Origin of the sequence: Chryseobacterium sp. ISL-6 (assembly GCF_018613715.1) — a bacterium.
Classification (GTDB): Bacteria; Bacteroidota; Bacteroidia; order Flavobacteriales; family Weeksellaceae; genus Chryseobacterium; species Chryseobacterium paludis.
Map to the genome: position 1 here is coordinate 516,802 of NZ_JAGGPT010000010.1, position 25,195 is coordinate 541,996.

Sequence of the window (25,195 nt, forward strand, 5' to 3'; positions counted from 1 at the left end):
AAAAAATAAACTTCTTATGTTAAAACAATTTATAGAAAGACCAGTACTCTCTACGGTTATCTCCATAATATTACTATTGCTGGGAATACTATCGGTTTTCAATCTTCCGATTACATTATTTCCGGATATTGCGCCTCCAACCGTTCAGGTAACGGCATTTTATCCAGGAGCTAATGCGGAAGTAGTCGCTCGTTCAGTAGCTGTCCCTATTGAGGAAGCAGTGAACGGTGTTGAGAACATGACGTATATGACCTCTAATTCAAGTAATGACGGTTCGATGACTTTGAGCGTTTACTTCAAACAGGGTTCAGATCCTGATAATGCAGCCGTAAACGTTCAAAACAGAGTATCAAAGGCAATGAGCCAGCTTCCACAGGAGGTTGTTCAAGCCGGAATATCAACTCAAAAAGTACAGAACAGTATGATCATGTTTATGGGATTATCAAGTGATGATCCAAAACAATATGATGAACTGTTTTTACAGAACTACCTTAAGATCAACGTAATTCCACAGATACAACGTATTCCCGGTGTTGCACAGGCTCAGGTATTCGGTACTCAAGATTATTCAATGCGTATTTGGTTAAAACCAGATCGTTTAGCAGCTAATAATCTTTCTCCACAGGAAGTAATGGCAGCTATCAAAGATCATAACCTTGAAGCAGCTCCCGGACGTCTTGGTCAGGGAAGTAAGGAAACTTATGAATATATCCTTAAATATAAAGGGAAGCTAAGCAAGAATGCAGACTATGAAAATATCGCTATTAAAGCCAATAATGACGGTTCATTCCTAAGATTAAAAGATGTTGCAAGAGTAGAATTCGGTTCTTATACCTATACTGCAACAAACAGAGTTGATGGAAAACCAGTAGCAGGTTTTGCGATTTTACAGACTGCAGGTTCGAATGCTAATGAGATTCTGACACAAATTGAAAAGCAGGTAGATGAGCTTAAAACGACTCTGCCAAAAGGAGTAAATCCAATCATCATGTATAACTCTAAAGACTTCCTGGATGCTTCTATTGACCAGGTAGTAGAAACATTGATCATTGCATTTATTCTGGTATTTATTGTAGTATATATCTTCCTTCAGGATTTTAGATCTACTCTAATTCCAGCCATTGCTGTTCCGGTAGCAATTATTGGTACCTTCTTCTTCCTGCAGCTATTTGGTTTCAGTATCAACATGCTTACCTTGTTTGCCTTAATTCTGGCTATTGGTATTGTGGTGGATGACGCCATTGTGGTAGTAGAAGCAGTCCATTCTAAGATGGAACATACAGGAATGCCTGTAGAGCAGGCAACAGTAAACTCTATGAGTGAAATCTCAGGAGCGATTATTTCGATTACTTTGGTAATGTGTGCCGTGTTTATTCCTGTTGGTTTCATGCAGGGACCTGCCGGAGTCTTTTACAGACAGTTCGCTTTCACATTGGTTATTGCGATCTTAATTTCGGCTGTGAATGCATTAACATTAAGCCCTGCTTTATGTGCCCTTTTCCTAAAAGATCCTCAAGATGGAGAACATGGTCATCTAAAGAAAGGATTTGGAGCGAAGTTTTTCAACGCATTCAATTCCAGCTTCAATAATATGACACAGAAGTATATCTATAGCCTTAAATTTTTAATTAAAAATAAATGGGTGGCTGTAGGAGGTTTAGCCCTATTAATTGCAGCAAGTGTTATCTTAATTAAAAAAGCACCTTCAGGATTTATTCCAACTGAAGACCAGGGTTTCGTTTTATATGCGGTAAATACTCCTCCAGGAAGTTCATTGGATAGAACACAACGTGCAACGAAACAAATCGATAAAATAGTAAACGCTGAAAAAGCAACTAACCACTTATGGGTAGCAGATGGGGTAAACTTCATCAGTAATGCTAATGCTTCTCCTTACTCTGCCGGGTTTATCAAATTAAAAGATATTGATAAACGAGGTGATATTAAAGATCCTGATCAGATTGCGGCAGGTTTAACAGGAAAAGTAAGTCAGGTAAAAGACGCCAACGCATTCTTCTTTAACTTCCCTACGATCCAAGGTTTTGGTAACGTAAGTGGATTTGAGTTTATGCTACAGGATAAAACCAATGGATCTTTTGAACAATTGGGAGCTAATACCCAAGCCTTTATTGGGGAACTGATGAAACGTAAAGAAATTGCATTTGCCTTTACTACGTATGCAGCAGGAAATCCACAATATACTATTGAAGTAGATGCGGATAAAGCCAATCAGCTTGGAGTATCTGTTACTGATCTTATGCAGACGATGCAGATCTATTTTGGTAGTAGCTTCGTTTCAGATTTCAACAGATTTGGTAAATATTACAGAGTAATGGCTCAGGCTGATATTCCTTACCGTACAGACATCAATTCTCTTGAAGGAATTTATGTTAAAAACAAACAGGGAGAGATGGTTCCAACCAAAACGCTGGTGACTTTAAAAAGAACTTTCGGACCTGAAACAGTAACAAGAAATAACTTATTCAACGCCGTAACGATCAATGGAACTCCTAAACCTGGATACAGTACGGGAGATGCAATTAAGGCTGTTGAAGAGGTGGCAAAACAATCACTTCCACGCGGATATGGTTATGAATGGACTGGTATTACCCGTGAGGAAATTAAAACAGGTGGACAGACTGCTTTCATCTTTATGCTAAGTATTTTGTTCGTGTATTTCTTATTGGCAGCCCAGTATGAAAGTTACATTCTGCCTTTTGCTATTATTCTTACTGTTCCAACAGGGATATTTGGAGTATTTGCTTTCACAGGATTAGCTGGCATTGATAATAACATTTATGTACAGGTTGGATTGATCATGCTTGTCGGATTGCTGGCGAAAAATGCGATTTTGATTGTAGAGTTTGCCGTTCAAAGAAGAAAAGCAGGCAAAACATTGATAGAATCTGCTCTTCAGGCTTCAAGATTACGTTTGAGACCAATTTTGATGACCTCATTTGCTTTTATCATCGGTATGCTTCCTTTGGTTTGGACACAGGGAGCTTCAGCAAAAGGTAACCATTCTATCGGGATCAGTACTGTAGGTGGAATGTTGACAGGAGTTGTATTCGGGATCTTCATTATCCCTGTAATGTATGTGATTTTCCAATATCTGCATGAAAAAATGCCAAGCAGAAAAAAACGCAGACTTCAAAAACAAAATCATGAACAGGCTTTAACAACCGGTCACTAAAGTCTATTTAAAAGAAAAACAATGAAAATAATAAAGAATATTTTTCTAATTTTTATATTGGTTGTAACTGCGGTTTCGTGTAAGACAAAAGTCGCCTACACGGAACCGGACTTACAGCTTCCGGAAGAATTCCGCTTTACAGCTACAGCCGATACGGCTAGCGTTGCGAATTTGGAATGGAAAGAATTTTTCAAAGATCCCGCTTTGCAGGGATTGATTGAAAAAGGAATCGCTCATAACCTTGATCTGCAGATTGCTTTAAAACAAGTTGCTTCTTCACAGGAAAGATTACTTCAAGCGAAATATCTTCAATATCCGGACATCGGTTTTGGTGTTACAGGACAGATTTCAAGACCTTCGAAAAATAGTATGAATGGACAAAGCCTTAATCTATTTATAGGAAAAAATCATGTAGAAGATTATAATGCAGCATTCAATCTTTCATGGGAGGCAGATATCTGGGGTAAGATAAAAAATCAACAGGAAGTTTCAAGAATGCAGTATCTGCAAACTTATGAAGCAACCAAAGCTATTCAGACCCAGGTTGTTGCCGCTATTGCTCAAGGATATTACAATTTATTAATGCTGGATAAGCAATTAACAATTGCGCAGTCTAATTTGGAACTAAGCTCCAATACATTATCTATTACTGAAAAAATGTGGGAAAGTGGAGATACTACTTCATTAGGAGTTCAGCAGGCAACTGCACAAAAGCAGTCTACAGAACTTTTAATTTCCCAGTTACAGCAGAATATTGCTATTCAGGAAAATGCATTGAGTATTCTGGTTGGTGAGGCTCCGAATAAAGTAAGCAGAGGTATTGAAATGTCCGACACTTCTTTGTCTCAGGATCTGTCTACAGGACTTCCGGCAAAAATGGTAAGCCGTCGTCCTGATGTTCGTCAGCAGGAGTTGGTTTTACTAGAATCAAATTCACTAGTAGGAATTGCTCAGGCAAATATGTATCCTTCATTAAAAATTACAGCTAATGGAGGAGTAAACTCTTTTAAATTTGATAACTGGTTTCAGATCCCGGCATCTTTATTCGGATCTGTTTTAGGTGGAATTACTCAGCCTATCTTCCAAAAGAGACAGTTGAAGACCGATTTGGCAGTTGCTAAAATTCAAAGAGAGAAAAATGTATTGGCGTTTCGTCAATCTGTTTTAAATGCAATGGGAGAAGTTTCTGACGCATTGGTTTCTAATGAAAATTTAAAAGTTCAGGAGCAAAAAGCAACAGAACAGGTAACTACATTGAAAGATGGAATTAAGAGCGCTCAAATGTTATATAAAGGAGGCTTGGCAAACTACCTTGAAGTGATCACGGCGCAAGCCAACTCTCTTCAGGCAGAATTGAATCTGGCATCCGTAAAAAGACAGAGATTAAGCAGTATTGTTGATCTATACAGAGCTTTAGGTGGCGGTTGGAAGTAGTAGTAAATTTAATTTATATTGTTGAATGCGGCCTTAGCGGGTCGCATTTTTTATTGTTGTTGAGAAAGCCACTCAATTAAATCATCAAAATCTTGTGGTGTGTATCCTAATGGTAAATAATGAATGTCATCCGCTTTACGATACCAGGTCAATTGTCTTTTTGCATATCTGCGACTGTTCTTTTTGATTTCCCCAACAGCAAAGTCCAGATCCCAGATTCCTTCGAAATATTTAAACAATTCCGCATAGCCAACTGTATTCAAAGCTGTAAGTCCTTTAAATTCTTCAAGACCTCTTGCCTCTTCCAACAAACCTTTTTCCATCATAATATCCACTCTCCTGTTGATTCTATCATACAACTCTTCTCTTGGAGCTTCAATTCCAACCCTGATTACATTAAAATCTCTGGAATCCTGAGAAACCGCAATTAAGTCTGAATATTTTTTATTGGTTTGCCAAATGATATCGATTGCCCTCAAAAGTCTTCTATGATTATGAAAATCTACCACTGCATAGTATTCAGGATCTAGTTCTTTCAAGATATCCTGTAATTTCTCAACTCCTTCTGAATCCAGAATCTCTTGTAGTTTCTTTTGATTTTCAATATTAGCCTCAGGGAGATCGTTCAATCCTTCAATGACTGCTTTTTCATACATCATACTTCCACCCACAAGGATAACGGTATCATATTTTTTAAAAAGTTCGTTAAGTTTTTGTAAAGCATCTTCCTCATACTGCCCAATAGAATAATATTCTTTAACAGAAAGATTTCCAATAAAGTGGTGGGGTGCTTCAGCCAGTTCTTCTACAGACGGTGAAGCAGTGCCTATTTTCATCTCTTTAAAAAACTGACGCGAATCACAGGAAACAATTTCCGTATTGAAATGTTTGGCCAGATCAATTGCCAATCTTGTTTTTCCAATTCCTGTGGGTCCTACTATAGAAATCAAATTTTTCATCGGTAGGCTAATTATCTTTTTTAATGGTCATATGAAATCTAAATCTTGATCAGTGAATATGTTTTTCACAGTGCTAATTTAAATGTTTATCTTTGTAAGACAATAAAAAACTATGATTTTATCAATGACTGGCTTCGGTAGAGCTGAAGATGTTTTTGAAGGTAAAAAAATATGCGTAGATATTAAATCACTGAACAGCAAGAGCTTTGATTTAAATATTAAAATACCGTTACGCTATAAAGAAAAAGAATTCGAAATCAGAAAAATTCTTAACGACAGAATTATTCGTGGAAAAGTGGATTGCTACATTTCAGTGGAGAATCTTGAGGAAAGCAATGATGTAAAAATCAATAGAAACCTCATCGATTCATACATGAGTGAACTCCGTAATATAGCCTCTGACGGACCTGACTTTGAATATCTAAAAATGGCAGTAAGGCTTCCTGATGCTATTACATCAAGACCTGATGAACTTACAGATGGAGAATGGGAAAACCTGGCAAGAATCGTAAACAATTCTGTTGATAGATTCGAAGAATTCAGAAAAACTGAAGGCAAGACCCTGCATTTGGAACTGGAGAAAAATATTCAGAATATCGATAAATATTTATCTGAAGTTATTCCTTATGAAGAGGTAAGAATTAATAGTGTAAAAGAGCGTTATCAAAAATCTTTAAAAGAATTTGAAAATGTAGATGAAACCCGTTTCTATCAGGAAATGGCATATTTTACGGAAAAATTAGATATTTCTGAAGAGAAAGTCAGACTTTCCCAGCATTTGAAATACTATAAAGAAGTAATGGATAATGAAGATTTTAATGGAAAGAAATTAGGTTTTATTTCTCAGGAGATCGGAAGAGAAATCAATACATTAGGTTCAAAAGCCAATCATGCTGAAATTCAGAAATTAGTAGTAATGATGAAGGATGACCTGGAAAAAATTAAAGAACAAACGTTAAATGTATTATAGATAGTTACGTGGTCCGAGATGCAGGGTAATATCTGAATTTCAATCAGAAGATAAAACCCAAAATCCGGAATCCGAAACTTGAAACCCATCAACCATGGAAAAAGTTATCATATTTTCAGCGCCATCCGGGAGCGGAAAAACAACATTAGTAAAACATTCTTTAGATATATTTCCGGAACTTAAATTCTCGATCTCCTGTACTACGAGACAGCCGAGGGGAACTGAAGTACATGCTGTGGATTATCATTTTTTAACTCCGGATGAATTCAGACAAAAGATCACTGAGGGTGCTTTTGTAGAATATGAAGAAGTATATACCGATAAATATTACGGTACTTTAAAATCTGAGGTAGAGAAAATCTGGAATCAAGGCAAAGTAGTTATTTTTGATGTTGATGTGAAGGGAGGAATTTCTTTAAAAAAATATTTTGGTAAAAAAGCCTTATCTATCTTCATTGAACCCCCTTCTATTGAAGAATTGGAACGAAGATTGATTTCAAGAAATACAGATGATGCAGAAACCATTAAAACCCGTGTAGAAAAGGCAGAAGAAGAAATGACCTATGCCAGCGAATTTGATAAAATCGTGATCAATACGGATTTGGGTGAAGCAAAAATAGAAATAGAAAGTTTAATAAAAAATTTTATCAGTAGTCATTAAAAAGCAGTTAAAAATTTCTACTTTTAAAAACAAAAACATTGAGGTTGATATGAGTACCGAAACATTAGAAAGAGCTAAATCTGCTATTCCTGTTAGGGGATTTTTAGATATAAAAGATATAGCGATTCCTCAAGGAGAAGAATTAGTAAAAGCTATTCTTAAACTTAAAGAAGAAAAAAATGCGGTTATTTTAGCGCATTATTACCAACCTGGAGAAATTCAGGATATTGCTGATTTCCTTGGAGATTCTTTACAGTTGGCAAGACAGGCAAAAGATACGAACGCTGATATGATCGTTTTCTGTGGTGTTCACTTTATGGCAGAAGCGGCAAAAATCTTAAACCCTACCAAAAAAGTAGTTCTTCCAGATACAATGGCAGGATGTTCTTTAGCTGATGGCTGTAGCGGTGAAGGATTGAGAAAAATGCGAGAGCAGCATCCAAATGCTTTAATTGCAACATACATCAACTGTAATGCTGAAACTAAAGCTGAAAGTGATATTATTGTAACAAGTTCCAATGCTGAAACGGTAATTGAAGCTTTACCGAAAGACAGACCTATCATTTTTGCACCTGATAAAAACTTGGGAAGATACCTTTCTAAAAAAACAGGTCGTGATATGATCCTTTGGGATGGAAGTTGCATCGTTCATGAAGCTTTCTCAATGGAAAGAATTGCTCAGCAATTGGCAGACAATCCGGATGCAAAACTGATTGCACACCCTGAGAGTGAAGAAGCTGTTTTAAAGCTTGCTCATTTTATAGGTTCAACTTCTGCATTGTTAAACTATGTAGAAAAAGACGAGTGTCAGAAATTCATTATTGCAACTGAAGAAGGTATTCTTCATGAAATGAGAAAACGTGCTCCACATAAAGAATTGATTCCAGCTTTGGTTTTTGATGAAAGCTGTAACTGTTCTGAGTGTTTCTATATGAAACGTAATACAATGGAAAAATTGTATTTGTGTATGAAATATGAACTTCCAGAAATCCTTATCGATGAAGAACTTCGTTTGAGAGCTTTAAAGCCAATCGAAGCGATGCTGGATCTTTCAAAAAGTATAAAATAAATTCAAAGCACTGTTTTCACAGTGCTTTTTTTATGTATTGTTATTCGAAACAATAGGCTGCCACGTCTACACACGCTCTGCAACTTCCTGATAGATTAAAATAATCGTCACAGGAATTAGTATACTCCGGCCCTGGCCCATACGTATTATTTACAGGGCAGCCAGAACAGTTCGAGGCACCTTTAATGTTTTTCAGTTTTAATCTGGATAGTTTTTTCATAATAAATTAAGTTTATTTTAAACTAACAGTCGAAAGCTACATCAACACAATTTTTGCAATTCTCCGATAAAGCATGATACTGCTCACAAGTATTAGAATACTCTGGACCGTTACCATAATTATTATTCACCGGACATCCAACACAGTTCATTGCTCCTTTGATATTTTTCAATTTTGATCTTGATAGTTTTTTCATCGTATTAAATTTGTTCTATAGTTTAGCATAAAAATTAATCAGGAGCACATTCGAAACTCAATAAAACTTTAGGCTTACAACATGCAGGTAAGGCATCATAATCAGCACATGATCTTGGATAACCTGGTCCATATGGCCCTGGAGGACAAACATAGTTACAAGTTCCACCTCCATTGAATGATTTCAAATTTTCTCTGCTTAGCTTTTTAGAATTTTTCATAGTATTTATATTTATTTAGTTTCTGATGAGGTCCAATATTTTTATTTTTGAACAAGAAATGACAAAAAAGCACCGTCTCAACAGTGCTTTGATTTCTTTATTGAGGAAAGCAATCCATACTTACCTTTACATAGGTCTCACAGCATTTTGGCAATGCATTAAAGTCAGCACAGGATCTTGGAAAACCCGGTCCGTAAGGTCCTACAGGACAATTCTCATTACATGCCGTTCCTCCGTTGATCGATTTTAAATTTTCTCTGTCTAATTTTTTTAAATTTTTCATATTAGTTTGAATTTGAAACATGAATAAAAGATTAAATTAAAAAAATAAGCTTTAGAAATTCTGTCTAATTAACGGTCTGATCAAAACATTCTGAGCTTACCAATACCTTAGATTTGCAACATTGCGGCAATGCATGAAAAGCTTCACAAGATGATGGAAAACCCGGACCGTAAGGTCCCGGAGGACAATTTCCTATACAAACAGCTCCTCCATTAATTGATTTTAAATTTCCTCTGTTTAATTTCTTTAAATTTTTCATATAATTCAATTTTGTTTGAATTATAAATATAAATAAATATATTAGATTACAATGAAAATTAAGATAATTATTACAGATGTGAAAAGAGCACAATAAAGGCTGTTCAAATGAACAGCCTTTATTATATCCTAAGATATTACCGGTCCAACACACGCTGGACTGAGAAATGCTTCATTCTTACAACATTGTGATAATGATTGATATGCCGCACATGAATGAGCTGCACCTGATCCTGGTGGGCCATACGTATTTCCTGCCGGACAGCCTCCCGGACAGCCTGAACCATTAATTGTTTTTAACTGTGTTCTTGATAATTTTTTCATGATAAAGACATTTTGTTAAATAGTTTTTTTTATGTTAAAAATTATACCATAGGAGCATAACAGGTTCCTCCCGGAGTTCGCCAGCACCCCCATCCCCCTGGTCGGAAACATACAAGGGCTGCGCCACCACAGGTATCTATCTGAAACTGGGTAAATCCGCCATTTACTTTTTTTTGTTCTTCTCTTGAGAGTTTTTTAATATTTTTCATAATAAAATGATTTAATTGTTTTAAGGTTTAGAATATCATTCAATATTTGTTTCACTCGAAAGTGAGAATTAAAAATAAAAAAACAAAGTGAGACTTAATATCTGTATAGAATAATTAAGTAAGTGTGAAGATTTCCATGATTTTTGTATTTCTCTTCAGATCATTGGAAAAAAGAAAAATAAGAGTTATCAACGATCAATATTAGATACAAAAAAAACTATTCCAATTCTTGTCGAAATAGTTTTGTATTTGAACTCGATCATTTATCCTGAGTTTAAAGCGCTAAATTATAAAAATCAAAAAATACAACATGGATTTGGGGAACAATAATTAATGTCCGTAATTATATTTTCACATGAACTTTTTATTTTTACGTAAGCTCGGGGAAAAGATTAGTTCTTACCTGAGATAATTTCTGCAACATATCTTTTTTAAGCTTGGCTCCAGTCAGTGAAACAATGAAAAATAAGAGATGTAATTTCTTTAATCGTGCTTTCATTTTTACAAATGCTAAATTTTCATGTAAAAAAAGTTAAAAATTTTAATATATGTAAATTTTTAATATTAAGTTATACTTAACAAATTAATGTAATAGATTAAGTATCCTTTAATAAAAACCATACACTACAAATCAAATAAAAAATAAAAAAAACATTTGCAAATGGGATATTTGACAATGTTCATAAATAATGAAAAAGTCTATTATTGTTGTTATTGTAAAAAATAACAAGAAATTTGTTAATTATACATTAACTTCAATCATCTCCAAAAAAGCAAATACTGAATATTTGTAAACTTTTGAGTAATTATTTTGAAAATAATGTTTACTATTTTCTTTCAATTCTCAAGAGAAATAAATAAATTTTGAAATCAAATGAAACCGTGATTACCAACAAGATACAAGCCGTTTATTTTCATGTTGTTTTGAAATATTTTTCATTTAAGTCTCTGAAATATTTTTATTTCCCAAAATAACTTCTACATTTGTCTCTTCAAAGATGCAATTAGTACAAAACATATCTGTAACTACTTACTCGGAATTTTCTATTCCGACTGCATCCCTTATTATTACAATTACTTCTACAACTACAACCCCATAGCGGGGTAGATTTTCACATATTATTTCAGGTACCTGTACTCTTTTTTTAAAGGGTATCCTTCTCAATTTTTCATAACCTTAAAAAATAAATGATGAAAGTCTTAAAATTTGGTGGAACTTCTGTAGCTGATGCACAGGCCATTCTACAAGTCGAAAATATTATAAAAAAAGAATCTTCTGACCATAAAATTATTGTTGTCGTTTCAGCCTTACACGGAGTTACAGACCTATTGATTAAAGCAGCAGAACTTGCATCTATTGCTGATGAAAACTATCTGCAATATCTTAAAAATCTTGAAGAAAAACATTTAGCAATCGTAAAAGAAATCTTCCCTATTTCAGCGCAAAGTTCTTGGTTAAGTTTTGTAAAAAAGCATTTCAATGATATTGAAGATCTATGTAATGGTATTTTCATTTTGGGTGAATTTACGGCAAGAATTAAAGATAAAATAACATCTTATGGCGAGTTTCTGTCATCAAATATCATAACTGCAAGATTAGAATCTGCAGGATTTGATGCTGTATGGCTGAGTTCACCTGATCATATCAGAACCAATAACAACTATACTCACGCAAAAGTGGATTTTGATGTTACCGAAAAAAACCTGAAACATTATTTTAAACATAACCACAATCAGATCTTTGTAGCTCCCGGATTTATTGCGAGTGATGAAAATGGAAACAGAACAACATTAGGAAGAGGTGGATCAGATTATTCTGCTTCCATTATTGCTTCCGCAATTGATGCCGGGGAACTTCAGATCTGGACCGATGTAAGTGGAATGATGACCGCTGACCCGCGACTCGTTTCCCAAGCTAAAGTCATTCCTGAAATATCTTACCAGGAAGCCATGGAACTTTCCCATTTTGGAGCAAAAGTACTTTATCCACCAACGATTCAGCCGGTTATGGTAAAAAATATTGATCTTAGGATCAAAAACACTTTTGATGCAGAGGCACCCGGAACTTTGGTTACACAACATTCAAAATCTTCTGATAAGGAGCAAGAACAAATAGCAGTTGGTATTTCCAATATGAATCATATCGCCCTTCTTACTTTGGAAGGAAGCGGGATGGTAGGTGTTCCGGGTATCTCAGCTAAATTATTTCAGTGTTTAAGTCATGAAAAAATAAATGTCATCCTTATTACCCAAAGCTCATCGGAACATTCTATTACCATTGCTATTAATAAACAAGAAGTTTTCCACGCTGAAAATGCAATCAATTCAGCATTTGAAGATGATTTTAAGCTGAAAAGAATAGAACCTGTAAAAATTGAAGACAGGCTTTCTATTGTGGCATTAGTTGGAGAAAATATGAAAAGCAGAAGCGGTGTTAGTGCAAAAATGTTCAGTTGCTTGGGAAACAATGGGATTAATATCAGGGCAATTGCGCAAGGCTCTTCGGAAAAAAACATCAGTATTGTTATTTCTGAAATTGATACTAAAAAAGCAGTCAATATTCTGCACGAAGAATTTTTTGAGTCCGAAATAAAACAGGTCCATCTTTATATATGTGGAACAGGAAATGTAGGAACTAAGTTAATACAACAGGTTTATGCACAGAACAAATACCTGATAGAAAATCTGTCGATCAATCTTAGAATTGCAGGTTTATCAAATAGCCGGAAAATGGTCTTTTCAGACCATGGAATTCCAGAAACTGATTATCTACATTTTCTTGAGAATGGAGAGGCTGCTTCTGCCCATCAGTTTAGTCAGGAAATCAGAACCCGAAATTTACGAAACTCTGTTTTTGTTGACCTTACCGCTAATCCTGAGATTCCCGAAATTTATGAAGACCTTCTAAAGAAAAGTATCAACATTGTGGCTTGTAATAAAATTGCTGCGGCTTCAGATTTTGAAAATTACAAGAAACTCAAAAATCTTGCAAAAAATCACAATTGTAACTTTTTCTTTGAAACCAATGTAGGAGCTGGATTACCTATTATAGGAACAATAAATGATCTGGTTAGAAGTGGAGATATTATTACTTCAATACTGGCAGTGCTAAGTGGCACTTTAAATTTCGTTTTCAATCATTATGATGGTACTCAGCCATTTTCTGAAGTAGTCGCTCAGGCACAGAAAGAAGGTTTTACCGAACCTGATCCAAGACTGGACCTTGCAGGAACAGATGTCGCACGGAAAATTTTAATTCTGGCTCGTGAAGCTGGTTTCCCGTTGCAGTTTGATGAAATTGAAAACGTCAGTTTCCTTCCTGAGGAATGTATGAATGGCGATGTAGATTATTTTTATAAAATGCTCGTGAAATATGAAGATCATTTTAAAAACTTATTTGATCAGGCTAAAAAAGAAGGTAAAATCTTAAAATATGTAGCCGAATTGAACAATGGAAAAGCAAAAGTAGGATTACAGCATATCAGTCCCAACAGCGATTTGTATCATCTATACGGCAAAGACAATATTGTAATTTTCAAAACTCTAAGATACTCCGAACAGCCATTGGTGGTAAAAGGAGCTGGTGCAGGTGCTGAGGTTACTGCGAGTGGGGTTTTTGCAGATATCGTCCGTTCAGTTTAAAACATAAAATATGAAAAGTATAAAAATTAAAATTCCGGCAACAATTGCCAATCTGGTTTGTGGTTTTGACATTTTAGGAATGGCCATTAATGAGCCATACGACGAAATGGAATTAAGAATAACACAAATACCTGATATTATCATCCGGCATACCGATCATTTTGGTCTTCCGGAAGAAGCTTCAAAAAATGTAGCAGGTGTTGTATTAAAAAAAATATTGGAGCATCTGAATCTGAAAAATGGATTTGAAGTGATTATTCATAAAAACATAAAACCGGGCAGTGGTCTTGGTTCCAGTGCAGCAAGTGCCGCGGGAGCAGCTTTTGCAGCGAATGTTTTATTAGGAAATATTTTATCCAGAGACGAGGTCATTCATTTTGCCATGTTTGGAGAAGAATTAGCTTCCGGAGTCAGGCATGCAGATAATATTGCACCATGCATATATGGAGGTATAGCTTTGGTAAAATCTTCAAACCCCATTGATATTATACCTTTGAACACTCCTGATCTGTTTGTTGCTGCAGTTCATCCTCAGGTAGAGGTGAAAACGTCTGATGCCAGACAAATACTGAAGAAAAATATAATGATGAAAGATGCCGTAACGCAATGGGGAAATATTGCCGGGTTAATTGCCGGTATTGAGAAAAATGATCTATCGCTGATCGGAAGAAGTCTAAATGATGTTATTGTAGAACCTGTCCGAAGTATTTTGATTCCGGAATTTGATACCATTAAAAGAAAGAGTTTGGAGCTTGGCGCATTAGGTGGCGGCATTTCGGGATCCGGCCCTTCTATTTTTATGATTACGGAAAAGAAAGAAACGGCAGATGAAATCGTCCGGATGATGAAATCCGTCTATGACAAAATTGAAGTGGAAAGTTTTGGATATGTTTCTGATATTAATCCTACAGGAATTACCATTATAGAGCATAATCATTAATCAAAACTATAAAAGATGAATTATTATAATTTAAAAGATAAAGAAGAGCAGGTCAATTTTAAAACAGCTTCTACTAAAGGTCAGGGGAAAAATAAAGGACTATTCTTTCCTGAAACGATTCCTCAGTTTGATGAAGATTTCATACGGGATCTCAACCGGTTTTCAGATGAAGAAATTGCCTTTCGCTGTATGAAAGATTTTGTGGATGAAGAGATTCCTGAAATGGAATTACGAAAAATGATCTCGGAAACCATCTCATTTGAGATCCCACTTAAGAAGATCAATGATAAAATTTCTGTACTTGAATTGTTTCATGGTCCTACCCTTGCCTTTAAAGATATTGGCGCAAGGTTTATGAGCCTGTGTCTATCTTACTTTTTAAAAGATGATGATAAGAAAGTTACGGTTTTAGTAGCTACTTCCGGAGATACCGGAGGTGCTGTTGCCGGTGGCTTTTATAAGGTTCCCGGGATCGATGTCATTATTCTTTATCCTAAAGGAAGGGTAAGCATTGTTCAGGAAAAGCAATTAACGGCTTTGGGAGAAAATATCACAGCATTGGAAGTGGATGGCAGTTTTGATGATTGTCAGAATCTTGTAAAACAGGCTTTTTCAGATGAGGAAATTAATTCCAGGATTTTTCTAACTTCTGCGAATTCTATTAATATTGCAAGATGGCTACCTCAGCAGATCTATTATTTACTGGCTTTAAAAAAATGGCAAAAAGCTGAAAAAGGAGATCCTGTTATCTGTGTACCAAGCGGAAATTTTGGAAACATCTGCGCCGGAATTCTAGCTCATTTTAGAGGAATGAAAGTCGATCATTTTATTGCGGCCTGTAATGCTAATGATGTTGTTCCTTATTATTTAAAAACAAAAATTTTAGAACCTAAAGAAACAGTGGCTACCCTTTCCAATGCAATGGATGTTGGTAATCCAAGTAATTTTGTGCGTATTTTAGAATTGTTTCAGGATCAGTTTGAAAATCTAAAAAACAGTATTTCAGGATATTCTGTAAATGATGAAGATACTTTAGAGACGATAAGGAAAGTTTATGAACAGTATACCTATATTCTTGAACCTCATGGAGCTGTTGCCTATTCAGCCCTGGAAAATTATTTAGAAGAACATCCTGATAAAAAGGGATTCATTCTGGAAACGGCTCATCCTGTAAAATTTCCTGATTCTGTAGAGAAAGCAATTGGAGAAAAAATCAAAATTCCCGCGTCATTAAAGGAATTAATGAACAAGGATAAAAAAACAGTAGAAATTAATTCAGACTTTGAAGAATTAAAACGATTTTTGCTAAATAAAAATTGAATTTTATGAGCAAAATCTTTCTAGAGGATGTTAAAATATATGCGTACCATGGTGTTTTACCTGAAGAAAACACCATTGGCACGTACTACTTACTCAATTTAGAAATTCACACCGACCTTTGGAAAGCATCTGAATCTGATGATCTGAATGATACAATCAGCTATGCCGACATCAATGATATTATTCATGGTGAAATGAAAATTAAATCCAAACTTTTAGAACATGTTGCAGGAAGGATCATTTCAAAAATTTATGAAAGTTTTCCTGAAATTTCTTATATTAAATTAAAAATTACCAAAACGGCTCCACCAATGCAAGGAGAAATGACAGGTGCAAGCATTGAGCTTGAAAAAAGTTTCAACCCTAATAATTAATAACATTATTTTCACTTTCCAACCTATGAACTTGAAATTCACGACCCTATTATTTTCGCTGTTATTTGTTAGTATTTTTGGCCAGACCAATATTAATAATCAACTGGCAGATTATAATTTTCCAAAGATAAAATCCAGCATTACGATGCCGGTAACAATACCACTTTCTGAAATTGGCAATATGATCAATTCTTCAGTGAAGGAGCTGATCTATCAGGATGATTCGTACACGGATAACAATAATGACCAGTTTAAGGTGAAAGTCTGGAAAACACGTCCTATAAGACTTGTTGGCGGAACCAATCAAAACCTTTTAATCGAAGTTCCTTTGAAAATATGGGCAGAGAAAGGGATTGGTACCCTTGGAATTTATTCATATCAGAATACTACTTTTGAAACGGTAATGTATTTTAATACAACCTTAAATTTTAAAAATAACTGGACCATTATTACAAACACACAGCCGATGGGATTCAAATGGGTAACGAAGCCTGTTTTAGATTATGGAAAAGTGCAGATCCCCATTACTTCCCTGGTTGAAAAAAGCCTGAAAGAGCAGCAGCTAAAATTCTGCAAAACGATCGATCAGCAAATGGGAACTCAGCTTAATTTTCAGCAATATGCTGTAATGGCTTGGAATGTTTTCTCACAACCTTTTAATATCTCTGAAGAATATAATACGTGGCTAAAAGTAACGCCAGTGAATGTAAATATCACACCACTTAAATTCTATGGTAATCAGATCGATGCCAATATTGGTATAGATATTTATTCTGAAACGTTTACAGGAAGTAAACCGGCATCTTCATTACCCGTAAAAACGGCAGGTAATTTTAACTTTACGCCAACCCTTGGAGATCAGTTTTCATTGCAGACGACAGCAAATGTTCCTTTCACAGAAGCATCGAATATCGCCCGAAAAATGTTCCTGGGTAAGGAATATGATGTCCGGGATTCTAAAGTGAAAATTACAGATATCAGGGTATATGGTGTTGAAAACAGAATTATGATCGAAGCCCAGACTGAAGGATATATAAAAGGAACAGCACTTATTTCGGGAATTCCTGTGTATGATGATATCAAGAAAAAAATTGTGCTGTCGAACACTAAGTTCAAGCTGAAAACAATGAATATCCTGCAAAAAACAGCCAGTCTATTGTTTCAGGGGAAAATTGTAAAAATGATCGAGGAAGAATACGGAATTCCTACACAGGAACTGGTTGATACTTCTAAAAAAAGTATTGAAGAAGCTTTTAATAAAGAATATTATAAGGGTTTAAAAATGAATGGAAGAGTCTTCAATCTGAGACCAAGTCAAATCCTTTTAGGTACTTCTGGAATTACCGCTGTCATCGACACAAATGCCTCATTAAAACTAATCATCAATGGAATCTAAGTAAAACTAAAAACTAAACTATACACCATGAGAAAATATTTACAAATTGTTGACAGACATAGGGCTTCACAAGGCCTTAGACTGGCTAATTATATAATCGATTTTATTTTCAGCTATATATTGATCCTGATCCTGTTCGGATTACTGGGCGTTGCTTATGCATTGATCACAGGCAGTACTGTAGAAGAAATAGGATACAGGATGGAAAATATGAATCCGATGCTGGATCGGCTGATCACTTTATCTGCCTATCTTTTTGTTATGTTTTTAACCGAGCTAATTACTCAAGGTAGAAGCCTAGGTAAATTGATTACCGGAACTAAGGTAATTATGACAGATGGAACCTCACCTAATGTCGGTAATTACTTGCTAAGAAATATTATCCGAGGAATCCCTTTTGTAGATCCGCTATCATACTTAGCTGATAAAAGTGGACTTCATGACAAATGGAGCCAGACCTGTGTTATTATAAAGAAAGATTATGAAGCTGAGTTACAGTTGAAAAGCGATATAAACACCCTTGGAACAAAAGAAAATATCTAAAAAACTTTGTTTCATTCAGAAAAATTTTTATATTTGCACACCTCAAAAATGGTACTTTGGCCGAGCGGCTAGGCAGTGGTCTGCAACACCATCTACAGCGGTTCGAATCCGCTAGGTACCTCATCGCCTTTCTTTAAGAGACTGTAAATCAGTTGATTATTGAAAGGTGTTTTTATTTTGTCCTGTTACTACAGAAAAACAAAGTGTTTTTTTCTCTGTTATACCATATACTCACATACATTAACAATAATTTTTGTAGTAAAGTAACAAAAACACTTTAATTCAGCTCTTTATGATTGCGATCATAAATAAATTTAAAGATCTATCACTAGTTTTGAACTAGAAATCCAATCTAATAATAATTTTCATCGTTTACTATTGCAATGCTTCTCTTCTTTTGAGGAGCATTTATCTGAAAACACTTTTTAAAATAGCATTCATTTGCCCTTTGGAGTTCTTCTTTAATGAAGGACTCCTTTTTAAATAAAAAAATCCCCAACCGAAGTTGGGGATAAAAACTAATAACCATGAAAACTCAAATTAAACATGAGTTACATTTTACATTGAAATATTGTGCCAAAAAGGCTATCTATTTCCATTTTAGCATTATTTTAAGAAAAAAAAAATCAATAAGAATCAGTTAAAATATTTTCTTTTTAACAACAACTAACTATATTATAGAACATTACAAAACAATAGAGGAGACTTTATTATTTAACATATAATTTTAATTCCTGCAATATCATTCTGGGCAAACCAAAGGTTCCTGTATAAAAGAAATCCAACCTGTTTCAATAATATACAGAGCCATTACATACAAATCTTTATCCTTAGAGTTTGGGTATTTCTTGTTTAAAGACAACAGCACCACTCCATCATTTTTATAAATCACTAAACCACAGATATATATCTACATCACTGGGAATACTAAGTTTTTTCCGCAGGTTATATTTTTTGGTCTGAACGGTTCTGACAGAGGTGTGGGTATATTCTGCAATATCTTTTGTTGAAAAATTTAAATACAGGTAGGCACAAAACCTTATTTCTGAACTTTTAAGATTGCTTATTTTTAATAGCTTTTCCGTAAAATGAGGATTATAATCATTAAACCTTGTGAGGAATTCAGGGCTATTTTGTTTAGCCAAGAGGATTACTTCATTAAACAGACCATTATCATGCAAAACGGGTTGCTCTACTTGCTTATCGATTTTGTCTAAGCTTTTACTTTTATATTTTTTATAAAAAAAGAAAATAAAATACACCAATAGAATACATATTAAAAAACTGGCAATTAAAATATATTTTAATCTATCAGCCTGTTCTTGATGCTCCGTTTCGTCAATATTTTTTTTCTTGTCAATAATATCATTGAGATTTTTATTCTGTTTATCGTTGATATTTTCTTCAGCAAGAAGCCGCATCGAATAGTAATTAACACTATCGGTCACCTTCATGTCTCTATATAAAATTAACAAAGCTGTATTAACCGCTTTTACATAACCCTCACTCTTATAGAATTTGCCCGCGATATATTTGCTGGTCCACAAATATTGCTGAGCTTTTTTGTAGTCTTTAATGGCCTTATAATATCTGGCCGCATACAAAGAGGAATAATAGGTACTTTCCATGTTATTTATTTTCTTCGCATCACTGATAGCTTCTTCAATGTATACCTTTGCTGAATCCGTCTTACCTAAATCAAGATACATCCATGCAATAGAAGATGTTGGTTTATAACTATTACTGATCTTATCTTTACTTGGATTTGAAAGATACTTACTAGTATTGCTTCTAAATATTTTAGCCCGTTTGTATGCTTTTTTATAGGCATATAATGCTTTTTCTTTTTCACCAGTATCATTATAGAATTCACCATAATACCAATTCAGTAAATAATCAAAATAAGGATTTTCTCTTACTCTTGGAGGTATTTCATCTAATTTACCTAACGCATCCATTCTTTTCCCTATTTTCATGAATAAACCAAATTGCAGTGCACGCAAATAGAAGACAATTTCAGGATCAGTATCGGGAGTAATTAATTTTTCAACTTTATCTCCATAATTAAATGACTTCTCTATATCATTATTTTTATTATAAATATTAGCAATCTTTAGATTACCTAAAGCAACACAATCTTTATAATCTGCTCCCCCACATTGCTCTATAATATTTTTGATCTTTTTTATTTCCCCATCACCTGCTGTTGAAAAATCGATACCATAGATCATATCTTTATAGTGCTTTTCTCCTAAAACTTGAGAAAACGAAAATCCAGACAAGCAGAAAGCAAATACAAGCAATAATAATTTTTTAACCATAGTTTTTAAAGTAGTTTCTTTTTCAACTGCAAAACTAATGTACTTATTTTTTACCATTCCATATAAAAACATACGTATTACATACTACTATCTGTTTATCAATACATTAAAACTCATTTACAAATAAGATAATAAGTAGTTTTGGAAAAAATAAAAAAAACAAATCCCATCAAATTTTAACAATTAATAAGTATTGATTGTTGTAAGTCCGTTTTAGCTTACTTAGGGATTCATTTATAAAAACCCATAAATATTAAATGTATTATTTTATGAAAAAGAAAATTTTACTCATTTGTGTATTGGCTGCTGGTTTTACTGGTGCTTATGCACAGAGATGGGAACCTGCTTCAAAGGTTTCCCCAACGAGAAAAGAGGTAGATGTTAAATATGCTTACAGAGTAGATTTAGCGTCACTTAGGAACCTTTTAAAAGATGCCGTAGAAACGGGGAATGGTGCGAAACCTGTAGTTATTTCTTTACCAACCGTAGATGGTAAGATTGAAAAATTTGCGGTTTACAGTAATCCTGTTATGGAAAAGTCTATGGCAGACAGATACCAGTTGGGATCTTATGTTGGGATAGGAATTGATGATCCTTCAAAATATCTTAGATTCAGTACTTCTCCCACCGAGATGCAGTCTATGATCATTAAAGACGGGCAATATCAGTTTATAGAACCGGTAACTGCTGATAAGCAGACTTATGGTGTTTTCTATAAAACCAAAAGAACTGGTGGAGAACATGGCTTCAGCTGCTCTACGGATGAAAAAAATTTCGGTGCTATCAAAGCTTTAGAAAAAAACGGAAAAAAAAATCTTTCTAGTGTAGGAATTACGAGCAGACCATCAAGTACAAAATACAGAACCTATAGATTAGCATTATCTGTTACAGGAGAATATACTGCATTTTTTAATGGAGTTCCGGGAGCAGTAGCACAGATCAATACAACAATGACTCGTGTAAACGGAGTATTTGAAAAAGATTTTGGAGTTAAATTAATAGTTCAGGACTTACCGGGAATTATTTATGCAGATGCAGTAATGGACCCTTATTCTATTGCTGATGATATGGATAATTGGAATTTAGAGTTACAGAATACCTTGACTGCCAATGTTGGTAATGCTGCTTATGATATTGGGCATTTGTTTGGAGCTTCAGGAGGTGGAGGAAATGCTGGATGCGTTGGATGTATCTGTGTAGATCCTACAGCTGCAGATCCTGAAGGAAAAGGATCCGGATACACTTCACCTTCCAATGCAGTTCCCAGTGGCGATTCTTTTGACATCGATTATGTAGCTCATGAAATAGGGCATCAGATAGGAGGTAATCATACCTTTTCAAAAAGCACTGAGAATTCAGGAGTGAATGTAGAACCCGGTGGGGGAACAACCATTATGGGATATGCAGGAATTACACAAGATAATGTACAAATGAATTCTGATGCTTATTTCCATTATGCTTCTATTGATCAGATCCTAACCAACCTTGAGGGTAAACCCGCTTGTGGAATAGCTCAAGACATTATAATAAATAATGCTCCGGTAATAGCTCCTCTTATAGCATATAGCATTCCTAAAGGAACAGCTTATTATCTGGAGGCAAATGCTATCGACGCACAAAATGATCCTTTAAATTATACCTGGGAACAGTATGACAGTGTTGATAGCTTTGCTTCAATTTCTGGAGACAGTGGATGGGGATATAACACCCAGGGTGCTTTGTCCAGATCTTGGCCAGGAACGGCAAGTGGAAGAAGGTACTTCCCAAGCATGCCGACAGTGATGAGTGGAAGCTTAACAGGTAAAGCAGGTTGGGAAACGGTTTCATACATTCCAAGAACATTACATTATGCGGTAACAGTAAGAGATCAAAATAATCTAAGACCAATGTTATCTTCTTCTGAAACTACTGTGACTGTTGGAAATGACGGACCATTTAAATTCAATGGCCTTACCGCTTCTTCAGTATTGTATAATAATGCAACAAATACAATTCAGTGGGAAGTAGCCAATACAAACGCAGCTCCATATAATGTTACGAATGTCAAAATAGACTATACAACAAACAACGGAACGACATGGACGGACTTGGTCGCTTCTGCTCCTAATACAGGTAGTTATTCTGCGCAAATGCCAAGTAGCTTGACAGGTACTGTTAAATTCAGGATATCTGCAGTTGGAAACATCTTCTATGCAGTATCTCCTCAGGTTACTATAGGAACAGCTCCAACATCAACAACGAATGCTCCAACAGGAGTTGCAACTATTGATACGGAAGTTTTCAAAACAACAGCAAGAGTAGATTGGAACAGTGTGCCTGGTGCTACTTATTCAGTCAATTACAGAAAAGCAGGGACTACAAACTGGTCAAATGCAACAAGTCCTGTCAATTCAGTAGTTCTTAATAACCTTGAAGATGAAACGAATTACGAAGTACAGGTTGCTGCTGTAGTGAATTCTGTTCCGGGGACATTCTCCAGTAACTATGCTTTCAAAACGAAAGGACTGAAGACTGGAGTTGACTACTGCTTAATGACTACTGGAGGTAATAGTACGCTTAGCATCGCCTACAGCGCACTTCTTTCATTGTCACTTTCTAACTTGGTACATTCCGAAGGACAAACCGTATCTTCAATATCAAATACTTATAGAGATTACAGTGAGGATCCTACTAAACTGATCAACTTAATCAAAGGAACCCAATACACTTTGTCGTACTCAGATTATGCAAACAGAGCAGGTGGTCAATATAATGACTGGTTCCAGGTTTGGATCGATTATAACAGAAATGGTGTTTTTGAAGCTTCAGAAAAAGTTGGCGCTAAAAATGCTATTCCTGGAGCAAACAGAAGACACACAGGAACAGTAGTATTTACGGTACCTGCAACGGCATATTCCGGAGATAAAACTTTAAGAATGAGGGTGGCTAGTACTTTCTTTAATGGTGTAGATGATGCTTGTGGCAGTCCATCTGTTCCAACGGGTCCAAATGAGTTTATTTCAGCAGGTTCTTTCAGAGATTTCCCTGTGAAAATTACCGATGCTCTTGCTGTAAATGAAGTAAAAGGAACAAACTCTGAAATCGAAATTTATCCAAATCCGGCTGATACTTTTGTAGAGGTTAAAAACCTGAAAGGAAAAGCTGATTACAAGATTTACAGTGCTGAAGGAAGACTGGTACAAAGTGGTAAACTGGATGGTCAGAGAATTAATGTTGCTTCATTAATAAAAGGAATGTATATCATTTCTATTACGAGTGAGAACAAAACTTATAACACAAAACTAATCAAAAAATAATTTCGTACAATTAGTTTATTTTTTAATACCTGTGAGTGCTTTATTATTTGCAGGTATTATCTTTTTTTAATCAATAAAATAAGACCAGAATGAAAAAAACTATACATAATATCTTCATTATATTACTGCTGAATATTTCAACATCACTCTTTTCCCAAACAGATAATGTTCTTTTTATTGGTAATAGTATTACCTATTTTAATGATATGCCGGAACTCTTTAAAAGCATCTCCATTTCAAAAGGAAAAAACGTTGACGTTACTTCTCACACTGTTGGAGGAGCCGGATTCCTAAATCATGTGAACGATGCAGCACTATTTCAAAAAATAAGATCTAAAAACTATAAATATGTAGTTATGCAACCAGGAACAGGTGAGTCTGCAGGGGTAAGCAATCCCGTAATTTTAACCGCAGAACGTGGTAGAATAATACGGGATTCCATCAAAAAATACAGTCCATGTTCTAAAATTTTCCTGTATGAAATACCGTATGGAGTTCCAGCTCAAAATGATTATGCCACTTATTTCGCTTATCAAAAGATCATTAAGGATTCTATCACTAAGATGTCCAATCTTATGCAGGTGGAAATGATCCCAGCCGGAGAAGCAGCAAGAGCTCACTATACAGTAACACAAGATCTCGCATTACATGGTTCTTATAATGATATACATCCAGGATTGCAGGGAAGCTATCTCGTGGCATCAACAATATATGCCACAATCTTCCAAACCTCTGTTTTTCCATCTACTTTTTATGGAGGCCTTGCCCAGGATAAAGCAGAGTACTATCAACAAATTGCAGGTAATACATTTTTAAATAATCCTGCACAATGGAATACCAATATCTTTCATCTGAATGCTAATTTTTTAGTCACAGGTTCAGGTCAAAATATAGATCTCCAGAATCAATCAACCAATTACAGTAGTGTGAACTGGAATTTTGGTGATGGAACAGTTTCTACAGCCACGAACCCTACTCATCATTATTCATCCCCGGGAATTTATACAATTACACTTACCGTTAATAAAAATTTGTGTTCCGAAACCATATCAAAACAAGTTGATACTAATTTATTATCGGTCACCGAAAATAAAACCTCAAAATTCGAATTGTACCCAAATCCTGTCGAAAATACAGCATTTATAAAAACAACAAAACCTATTAAGGAAATTACGGTATATAGTATGGACGGAAGAAAAATCCGGACATTTCCTGATCTTAATATAATGAATGGAAAAATTGATTTCTCAATTCTTACCAAAGGAGTTTACATTCTAAGCATTCAATATAAAGATGGTGGCTCTGAAAGTATCAAATTAATTAAAAAATAAAATCATTCCATGGTTCGTCAATTTCCCAAACTCTCC

23 protein-coding genes and 1 tRNA gene are annotated in these 25,195 nt (G+C 35.0%); 14 read left to right on the forward strand and 10 right to left on the reverse strand.

All coding sequences use genetic code 11. The annotated features are described in order from the left end of the window. Positions 1-16: 16 nt before the first annotated feature. Both J7E44_RS20400 and J7E44_RS20405 read left to right on the forward strand, forming a co-directional pair. On the forward strand, positions 17-3,193 hold the full coding sequence (locus J7E44_RS20400; RefSeq protein WP_214833042.1) for an efflux RND transporter permease subunit: 3,177 nt from the start codon (positions 17-19) through the stop codon (positions 3,191-3,193). A 21-nt stretch (positions 3,194-3,214) separates the two neighbouring features. Beyond that, positions 3,215-4,627, forward strand: a complete 1,413-nt coding sequence (locus J7E44_RS20405) for an efflux transporter outer membrane subunit (protein ID WP_214833043.1) — start codon at positions 3,215-3,217, stop codon at positions 4,625-4,627. Between the two features lie 50 nt (positions 4,628-4,677). Here J7E44_RS20405 and miaA read toward each other — a convergent pair whose 3' ends face one another. Continuing rightward, entirely contained in the window at positions 4,678-5,586 is a 909-nt protein-coding gene (gene miaA, locus J7E44_RS20410) for a tRNA (adenosine(37)-N6)-dimethylallyltransferase MiaA (protein ID WP_214833045.1), read from the reverse strand. A 112-nt stretch (positions 5,587-5,698) separates the two neighbouring features. Here miaA and J7E44_RS20415 point away from each other — a divergent pair, with 112 nt between their 5' ends. The 3 genes from J7E44_RS20415 (at position 5,699) to nadA (ending at position 8,286) form a co-directional block, all read left to right on the forward strand. Further along, the gene (locus J7E44_RS20415) at positions 5,699-6,556 is read left to right on the forward strand and encodes a YicC family protein (protein ID WP_214833048.1); all 858 of its coding nucleotides are present in this window, start codon (positions 5,699-5,701) and stop codon (positions 6,554-6,556) included. A 94-nt stretch (positions 6,557-6,650) separates the two neighbouring features. After that, the gene (gene gmk / locus J7E44_RS20420; protein ID WP_214833050.1) at positions 6,651-7,217 is read left to right on the forward strand and encodes a guanylate kinase; all 567 of its coding nucleotides are present in this window, start codon (positions 6,651-6,653) and stop codon (positions 7,215-7,217) included. 49 nt (positions 7,218-7,266) lie between these two features. Beyond that, on the forward strand, positions 7,267-8,286 hold the full coding sequence (gene nadA, locus J7E44_RS20425; RefSeq protein ID WP_214833052.1) for a quinolinate synthase NadA: 1,020 nt from the start codon (positions 7,267-7,269) through the stop codon (positions 8,284-8,286). 40 nt (positions 8,287-8,326) lie between these two features. Here the strand turns inward: nadA and J7E44_RS20430 are convergent, their stop codons facing one another. The 8 genes from J7E44_RS20430 to J7E44_RS24155 all read right to left on the reverse strand — a co-directional run bounded on the left by J7E44_RS20430 (position 8,327) and on the right by J7E44_RS24155 (position 10,495). Next, positions 8,327-8,506, reverse strand: a complete 180-nt coding sequence (locus J7E44_RS20430) for a hypothetical protein (RefSeq protein ID WP_214833055.1) — start codon at positions 8,504-8,506, stop codon at positions 8,327-8,329. A 22-nt stretch (positions 8,507-8,528) separates the two neighbouring features. Next, the gene (locus J7E44_RS20435; RefSeq protein ID WP_214833057.1) at positions 8,529-8,702 is read right to left on the reverse strand and encodes a hypothetical protein; all 174 of its coding nucleotides are present in this window, start codon (positions 8,700-8,702) and stop codon (positions 8,529-8,531) included. Between the two features lie 34 nt (positions 8,703-8,736). Next, entirely contained in the window at positions 8,737-8,922 is a 186-nt protein-coding gene (locus J7E44_RS20440) for a bacteriocin-like protein (RefSeq protein WP_214833059.1), read from the reverse strand. A gap of 97 nt (positions 8,923-9,019) precedes the next feature. Next, a complete protein-coding gene (locus tag J7E44_RS20445; RefSeq protein WP_214833061.1) occupies positions 9,020-9,205 on the reverse strand; it encodes a bacteriocin-like protein in 186 nt (61 codons plus the stop codon). 64 nt (positions 9,206-9,269) lie between these two features. After that, a complete protein-coding gene (locus J7E44_RS20450) occupies positions 9,270-9,464 on the reverse strand; it encodes a bacteriocin-like protein (protein WP_214833062.1) in 195 nt (64 codons plus the stop codon). 128 nt (positions 9,465-9,592) lie between these two features. After that, positions 9,593-9,787, reverse strand: a complete 195-nt coding sequence (locus tag J7E44_RS20455; protein WP_214833064.1) for a bacteriocin-like protein — start codon at positions 9,785-9,787, stop codon at positions 9,593-9,595. A gap of 41 nt (positions 9,788-9,828) precedes the next feature. Then, positions 9,829-9,996: a bacteriocin-like protein gene (locus J7E44_RS24435; RefSeq protein ID WP_261511065.1), complete on the reverse strand. Its 168-nt coding sequence runs from the start codon at positions 9,994-9,996 to the stop codon at positions 9,829-9,831. 370 nt (positions 9,997-10,366) lie between these two features. Further along, positions 10,367-10,495 (reverse strand): hypothetical protein, encoded by a 129-nt coding sequence (locus tag J7E44_RS24155; RefSeq protein ID WP_261511064.1) that lies wholly within the window; start codon positions 10,493-10,495, stop codon positions 10,367-10,369. Between the two features lie 692 nt (positions 10,496-11,187). On the opposite strand from J7E44_RS24155, the gene thrA reads away from it, so the two are divergent. The 7 genes from thrA (at position 11,188) to J7E44_RS20490 (ending at position 18,332) form a co-directional block, all read left to right on the forward strand. Next, positions 11,188-13,638 carry a bifunctional aspartate kinase/homoserine dehydrogenase I gene (thrA, locus tag J7E44_RS20460; RefSeq protein ID WP_214833066.1) on the forward strand — a complete coding sequence of 817 codons (2,451 nt, stop codon included), beginning with the start codon at positions 11,188-11,190 and terminating at the stop codon, positions 13,636-13,638. A gap of 10 nt (positions 13,639-13,648) precedes the next feature. Next, positions 13,649-14,578 carry a homoserine kinase gene (locus J7E44_RS20465; RefSeq protein ID WP_214833068.1) on the forward strand — a complete coding sequence of 310 codons (930 nt, stop codon included), beginning with the start codon at positions 13,649-13,651 and terminating at the stop codon, positions 14,576-14,578. A 15-nt stretch (positions 14,579-14,593) separates the two neighbouring features. After that, positions 14,594-15,898, forward strand: a complete 1,305-nt coding sequence (gene thrC / locus J7E44_RS20470; protein ID WP_214833070.1) for a threonine synthase — start codon at positions 14,594-14,596, stop codon at positions 15,896-15,898. Between the two features lie 5 nt (positions 15,899-15,903). Further along, entirely contained in the window at positions 15,904-16,272 is a 369-nt protein-coding gene (folB, locus tag J7E44_RS20475; RefSeq protein WP_214833072.1) for a dihydroneopterin aldolase, read from the forward strand. A 25-nt stretch (positions 16,273-16,297) separates the two neighbouring features. Next, positions 16,298-17,668: a DUF4403 family protein gene (locus tag J7E44_RS20480; protein WP_251040633.1), complete on the forward strand. Its 1,371-nt coding sequence runs from the start codon at positions 16,298-16,300 to the stop codon at positions 17,666-17,668. Between the two features lie 27 nt (positions 17,669-17,695). Next, complete coding sequence (locus J7E44_RS20485; protein ID WP_214833074.1) at positions 17,696-18,211, forward strand: RDD family protein; 516 nt, start codon at positions 17,696-17,698, stop codon at positions 18,209-18,211. Between the two features lie 50 nt (positions 18,212-18,261). Next, positions 18,262-18,332: transfer RNA gene (locus J7E44_RS20490), tRNA-Cys, on the forward strand. A gap of 760 nt (positions 18,333-19,092) precedes the next feature. On the opposite strand, the gene J7E44_RS20495 is transcribed toward J7E44_RS20490, so the two are convergent. Continuing rightward, positions 19,093-20,532: a LuxR C-terminal-related transcriptional regulator gene (locus J7E44_RS20495; RefSeq protein WP_214833076.1), complete on the reverse strand. Its 1,440-nt coding sequence runs from the start codon at positions 20,530-20,532 to the stop codon at positions 19,093-19,095. Positions 20,533-20,801: 269 nt separating this feature from the next. On the opposite strand from J7E44_RS20495, the gene J7E44_RS20500 reads away from it, so the two are divergent. After that, on the forward strand, positions 20,802-23,828 hold the full coding sequence (locus J7E44_RS20500) for a reprolysin-like metallopeptidase (RefSeq protein ID WP_214833078.1): 3,027 nt from the start codon (positions 20,802-20,804) through the stop codon (positions 23,826-23,828). 89 nt (positions 23,829-23,917) lie between these two features. After that, a complete protein-coding gene (locus J7E44_RS20505; protein WP_214833080.1) occupies positions 23,918-25,159 on the forward strand; it encodes a PKD domain-containing protein in 1,242 nt (413 codons plus the stop codon). Positions 25,160-25,195: the final 36 nt, after the last annotated feature.

What these genes read in the sequence shown, in the direction of transcription:
- J7E44_RS20400 (WP_214833042.1), top strand. Translation starts at nt 17, where the DNA reads ATGTTAAAACAATTTATAGAAAGACCAGTACTCTCTACGGTTATCTCC.
- J7E44_RS20405 (WP_214833043.1), top strand. Translation starts at nt 3,215, where the DNA reads ATGAAAATAATAAAGAATATTTTTCTAATTTTTATATTGGTTGTAACT.
- miaA (WP_214833045.1), bottom strand. Translation starts at nt 5,586, where the DNA reads ATGAAAAATTTGATTTCTATAGTAGGACCCACAGGAATTGGAAAAACA.
- J7E44_RS20415 (WP_214833048.1), top strand. Translation starts at nt 5,699, where the DNA reads ATGATTTTATCAATGACTGGCTTCGGTAGAGCTGAAGATGTTTTTGAA.
- gmk (WP_214833050.1), top strand. Translation starts at nt 6,651, where the DNA reads ATGGAAAAAGTTATCATATTTTCAGCGCCATCCGGGAGCGGAAAAACA.
- nadA (WP_214833052.1), top strand. Translation starts at nt 7,267, where the DNA reads ATGAGTACCGAAACATTAGAAAGAGCTAAATCTGCTATTCCTGTTAGG.
- J7E44_RS20430 (WP_214833055.1), bottom strand. Translation starts at nt 8,506, where the DNA reads ATGAAAAAACTATCCAGATTAAAACTGAAAAACATTAAAGGTGCCTCG.
- J7E44_RS20435 (WP_214833057.1), bottom strand. Translation starts at nt 8,702, where the DNA reads ATGAAAAAACTATCAAGATCAAAATTGAAAAATATCAAAGGAGCAATG.
- J7E44_RS20440 (WP_214833059.1), bottom strand. Translation starts at nt 8,922, where the DNA reads ATGAAAAATTCTAAAAAGCTAAGCAGAGAAAATTTGAAATCATTCAAT.
- J7E44_RS20445 (WP_214833061.1), bottom strand. Translation starts at nt 9,205, where the DNA reads ATGAAAAATTTAAAAAAATTAGACAGAGAAAATTTAAAATCGATCAAC.
- J7E44_RS20450 (WP_214833062.1), bottom strand. Translation starts at nt 9,464, where the DNA reads ATGAAAAATTTAAAGAAATTAAACAGAGGAAATTTAAAATCAATTAAT.
- J7E44_RS20455 (WP_214833064.1), bottom strand. Translation starts at nt 9,787, where the DNA reads ATGAAAAAATTATCAAGAACACAGTTAAAAACAATTAATGGTTCAGGC.
- J7E44_RS24435 (WP_261511065.1), bottom strand. Translation starts at nt 9,996, where the DNA reads ATGAAAAATATTAAAAAACTCTCAAGAGAAGAACAAAAAAAAGTAAAT.
- J7E44_RS24155 (WP_261511064.1), bottom strand. Translation starts at nt 10,495, where the DNA reads ATGAAAGCACGATTAAAGAAATTACATCTCTTATTTTTCATTGTTTCA.
- thrA (WP_214833066.1), top strand. Translation starts at nt 11,188, where the DNA reads ATGAAAGTCTTAAAATTTGGTGGAACTTCTGTAGCTGATGCACAGGCC.
- J7E44_RS20465 (WP_214833068.1), top strand. Translation starts at nt 13,649, where the DNA reads ATGAAAAGTATAAAAATTAAAATTCCGGCAACAATTGCCAATCTGGTT.
- thrC (WP_214833070.1), top strand. Translation starts at nt 14,594, where the DNA reads ATGAATTATTATAATTTAAAAGATAAAGAAGAGCAGGTCAATTTTAAA.
- folB (WP_214833072.1), top strand. Translation starts at nt 15,904, where the DNA reads ATGAGCAAAATCTTTCTAGAGGATGTTAAAATATATGCGTACCATGGT.
- J7E44_RS20480 (WP_251040633.1), top strand. Translation starts at nt 16,298, where the DNA reads ATGAACTTGAAATTCACGACCCTATTATTTTCGCTGTTATTTGTTAGT.
- J7E44_RS20485 (WP_214833074.1), top strand. Translation starts at nt 17,696, where the DNA reads ATGAGAAAATATTTACAAATTGTTGACAGACATAGGGCTTCACAAGGC.
- J7E44_RS20495 (WP_214833076.1), bottom strand. Translation starts at nt 20,532, where the DNA reads ATGGTTAAAAAATTATTATTGCTTGTATTTGCTTTCTGCTTGTCTGGA.
- J7E44_RS20500 (WP_214833078.1), top strand. Translation starts at nt 20,802, where the DNA reads ATGAAAAAGAAAATTTTACTCATTTGTGTATTGGCTGCTGGTTTTACT.
- J7E44_RS20505 (WP_214833080.1), top strand. Translation starts at nt 23,918, where the DNA reads ATGAAAAAAACTATACATAATATCTTCATTATATTACTGCTGAATATT.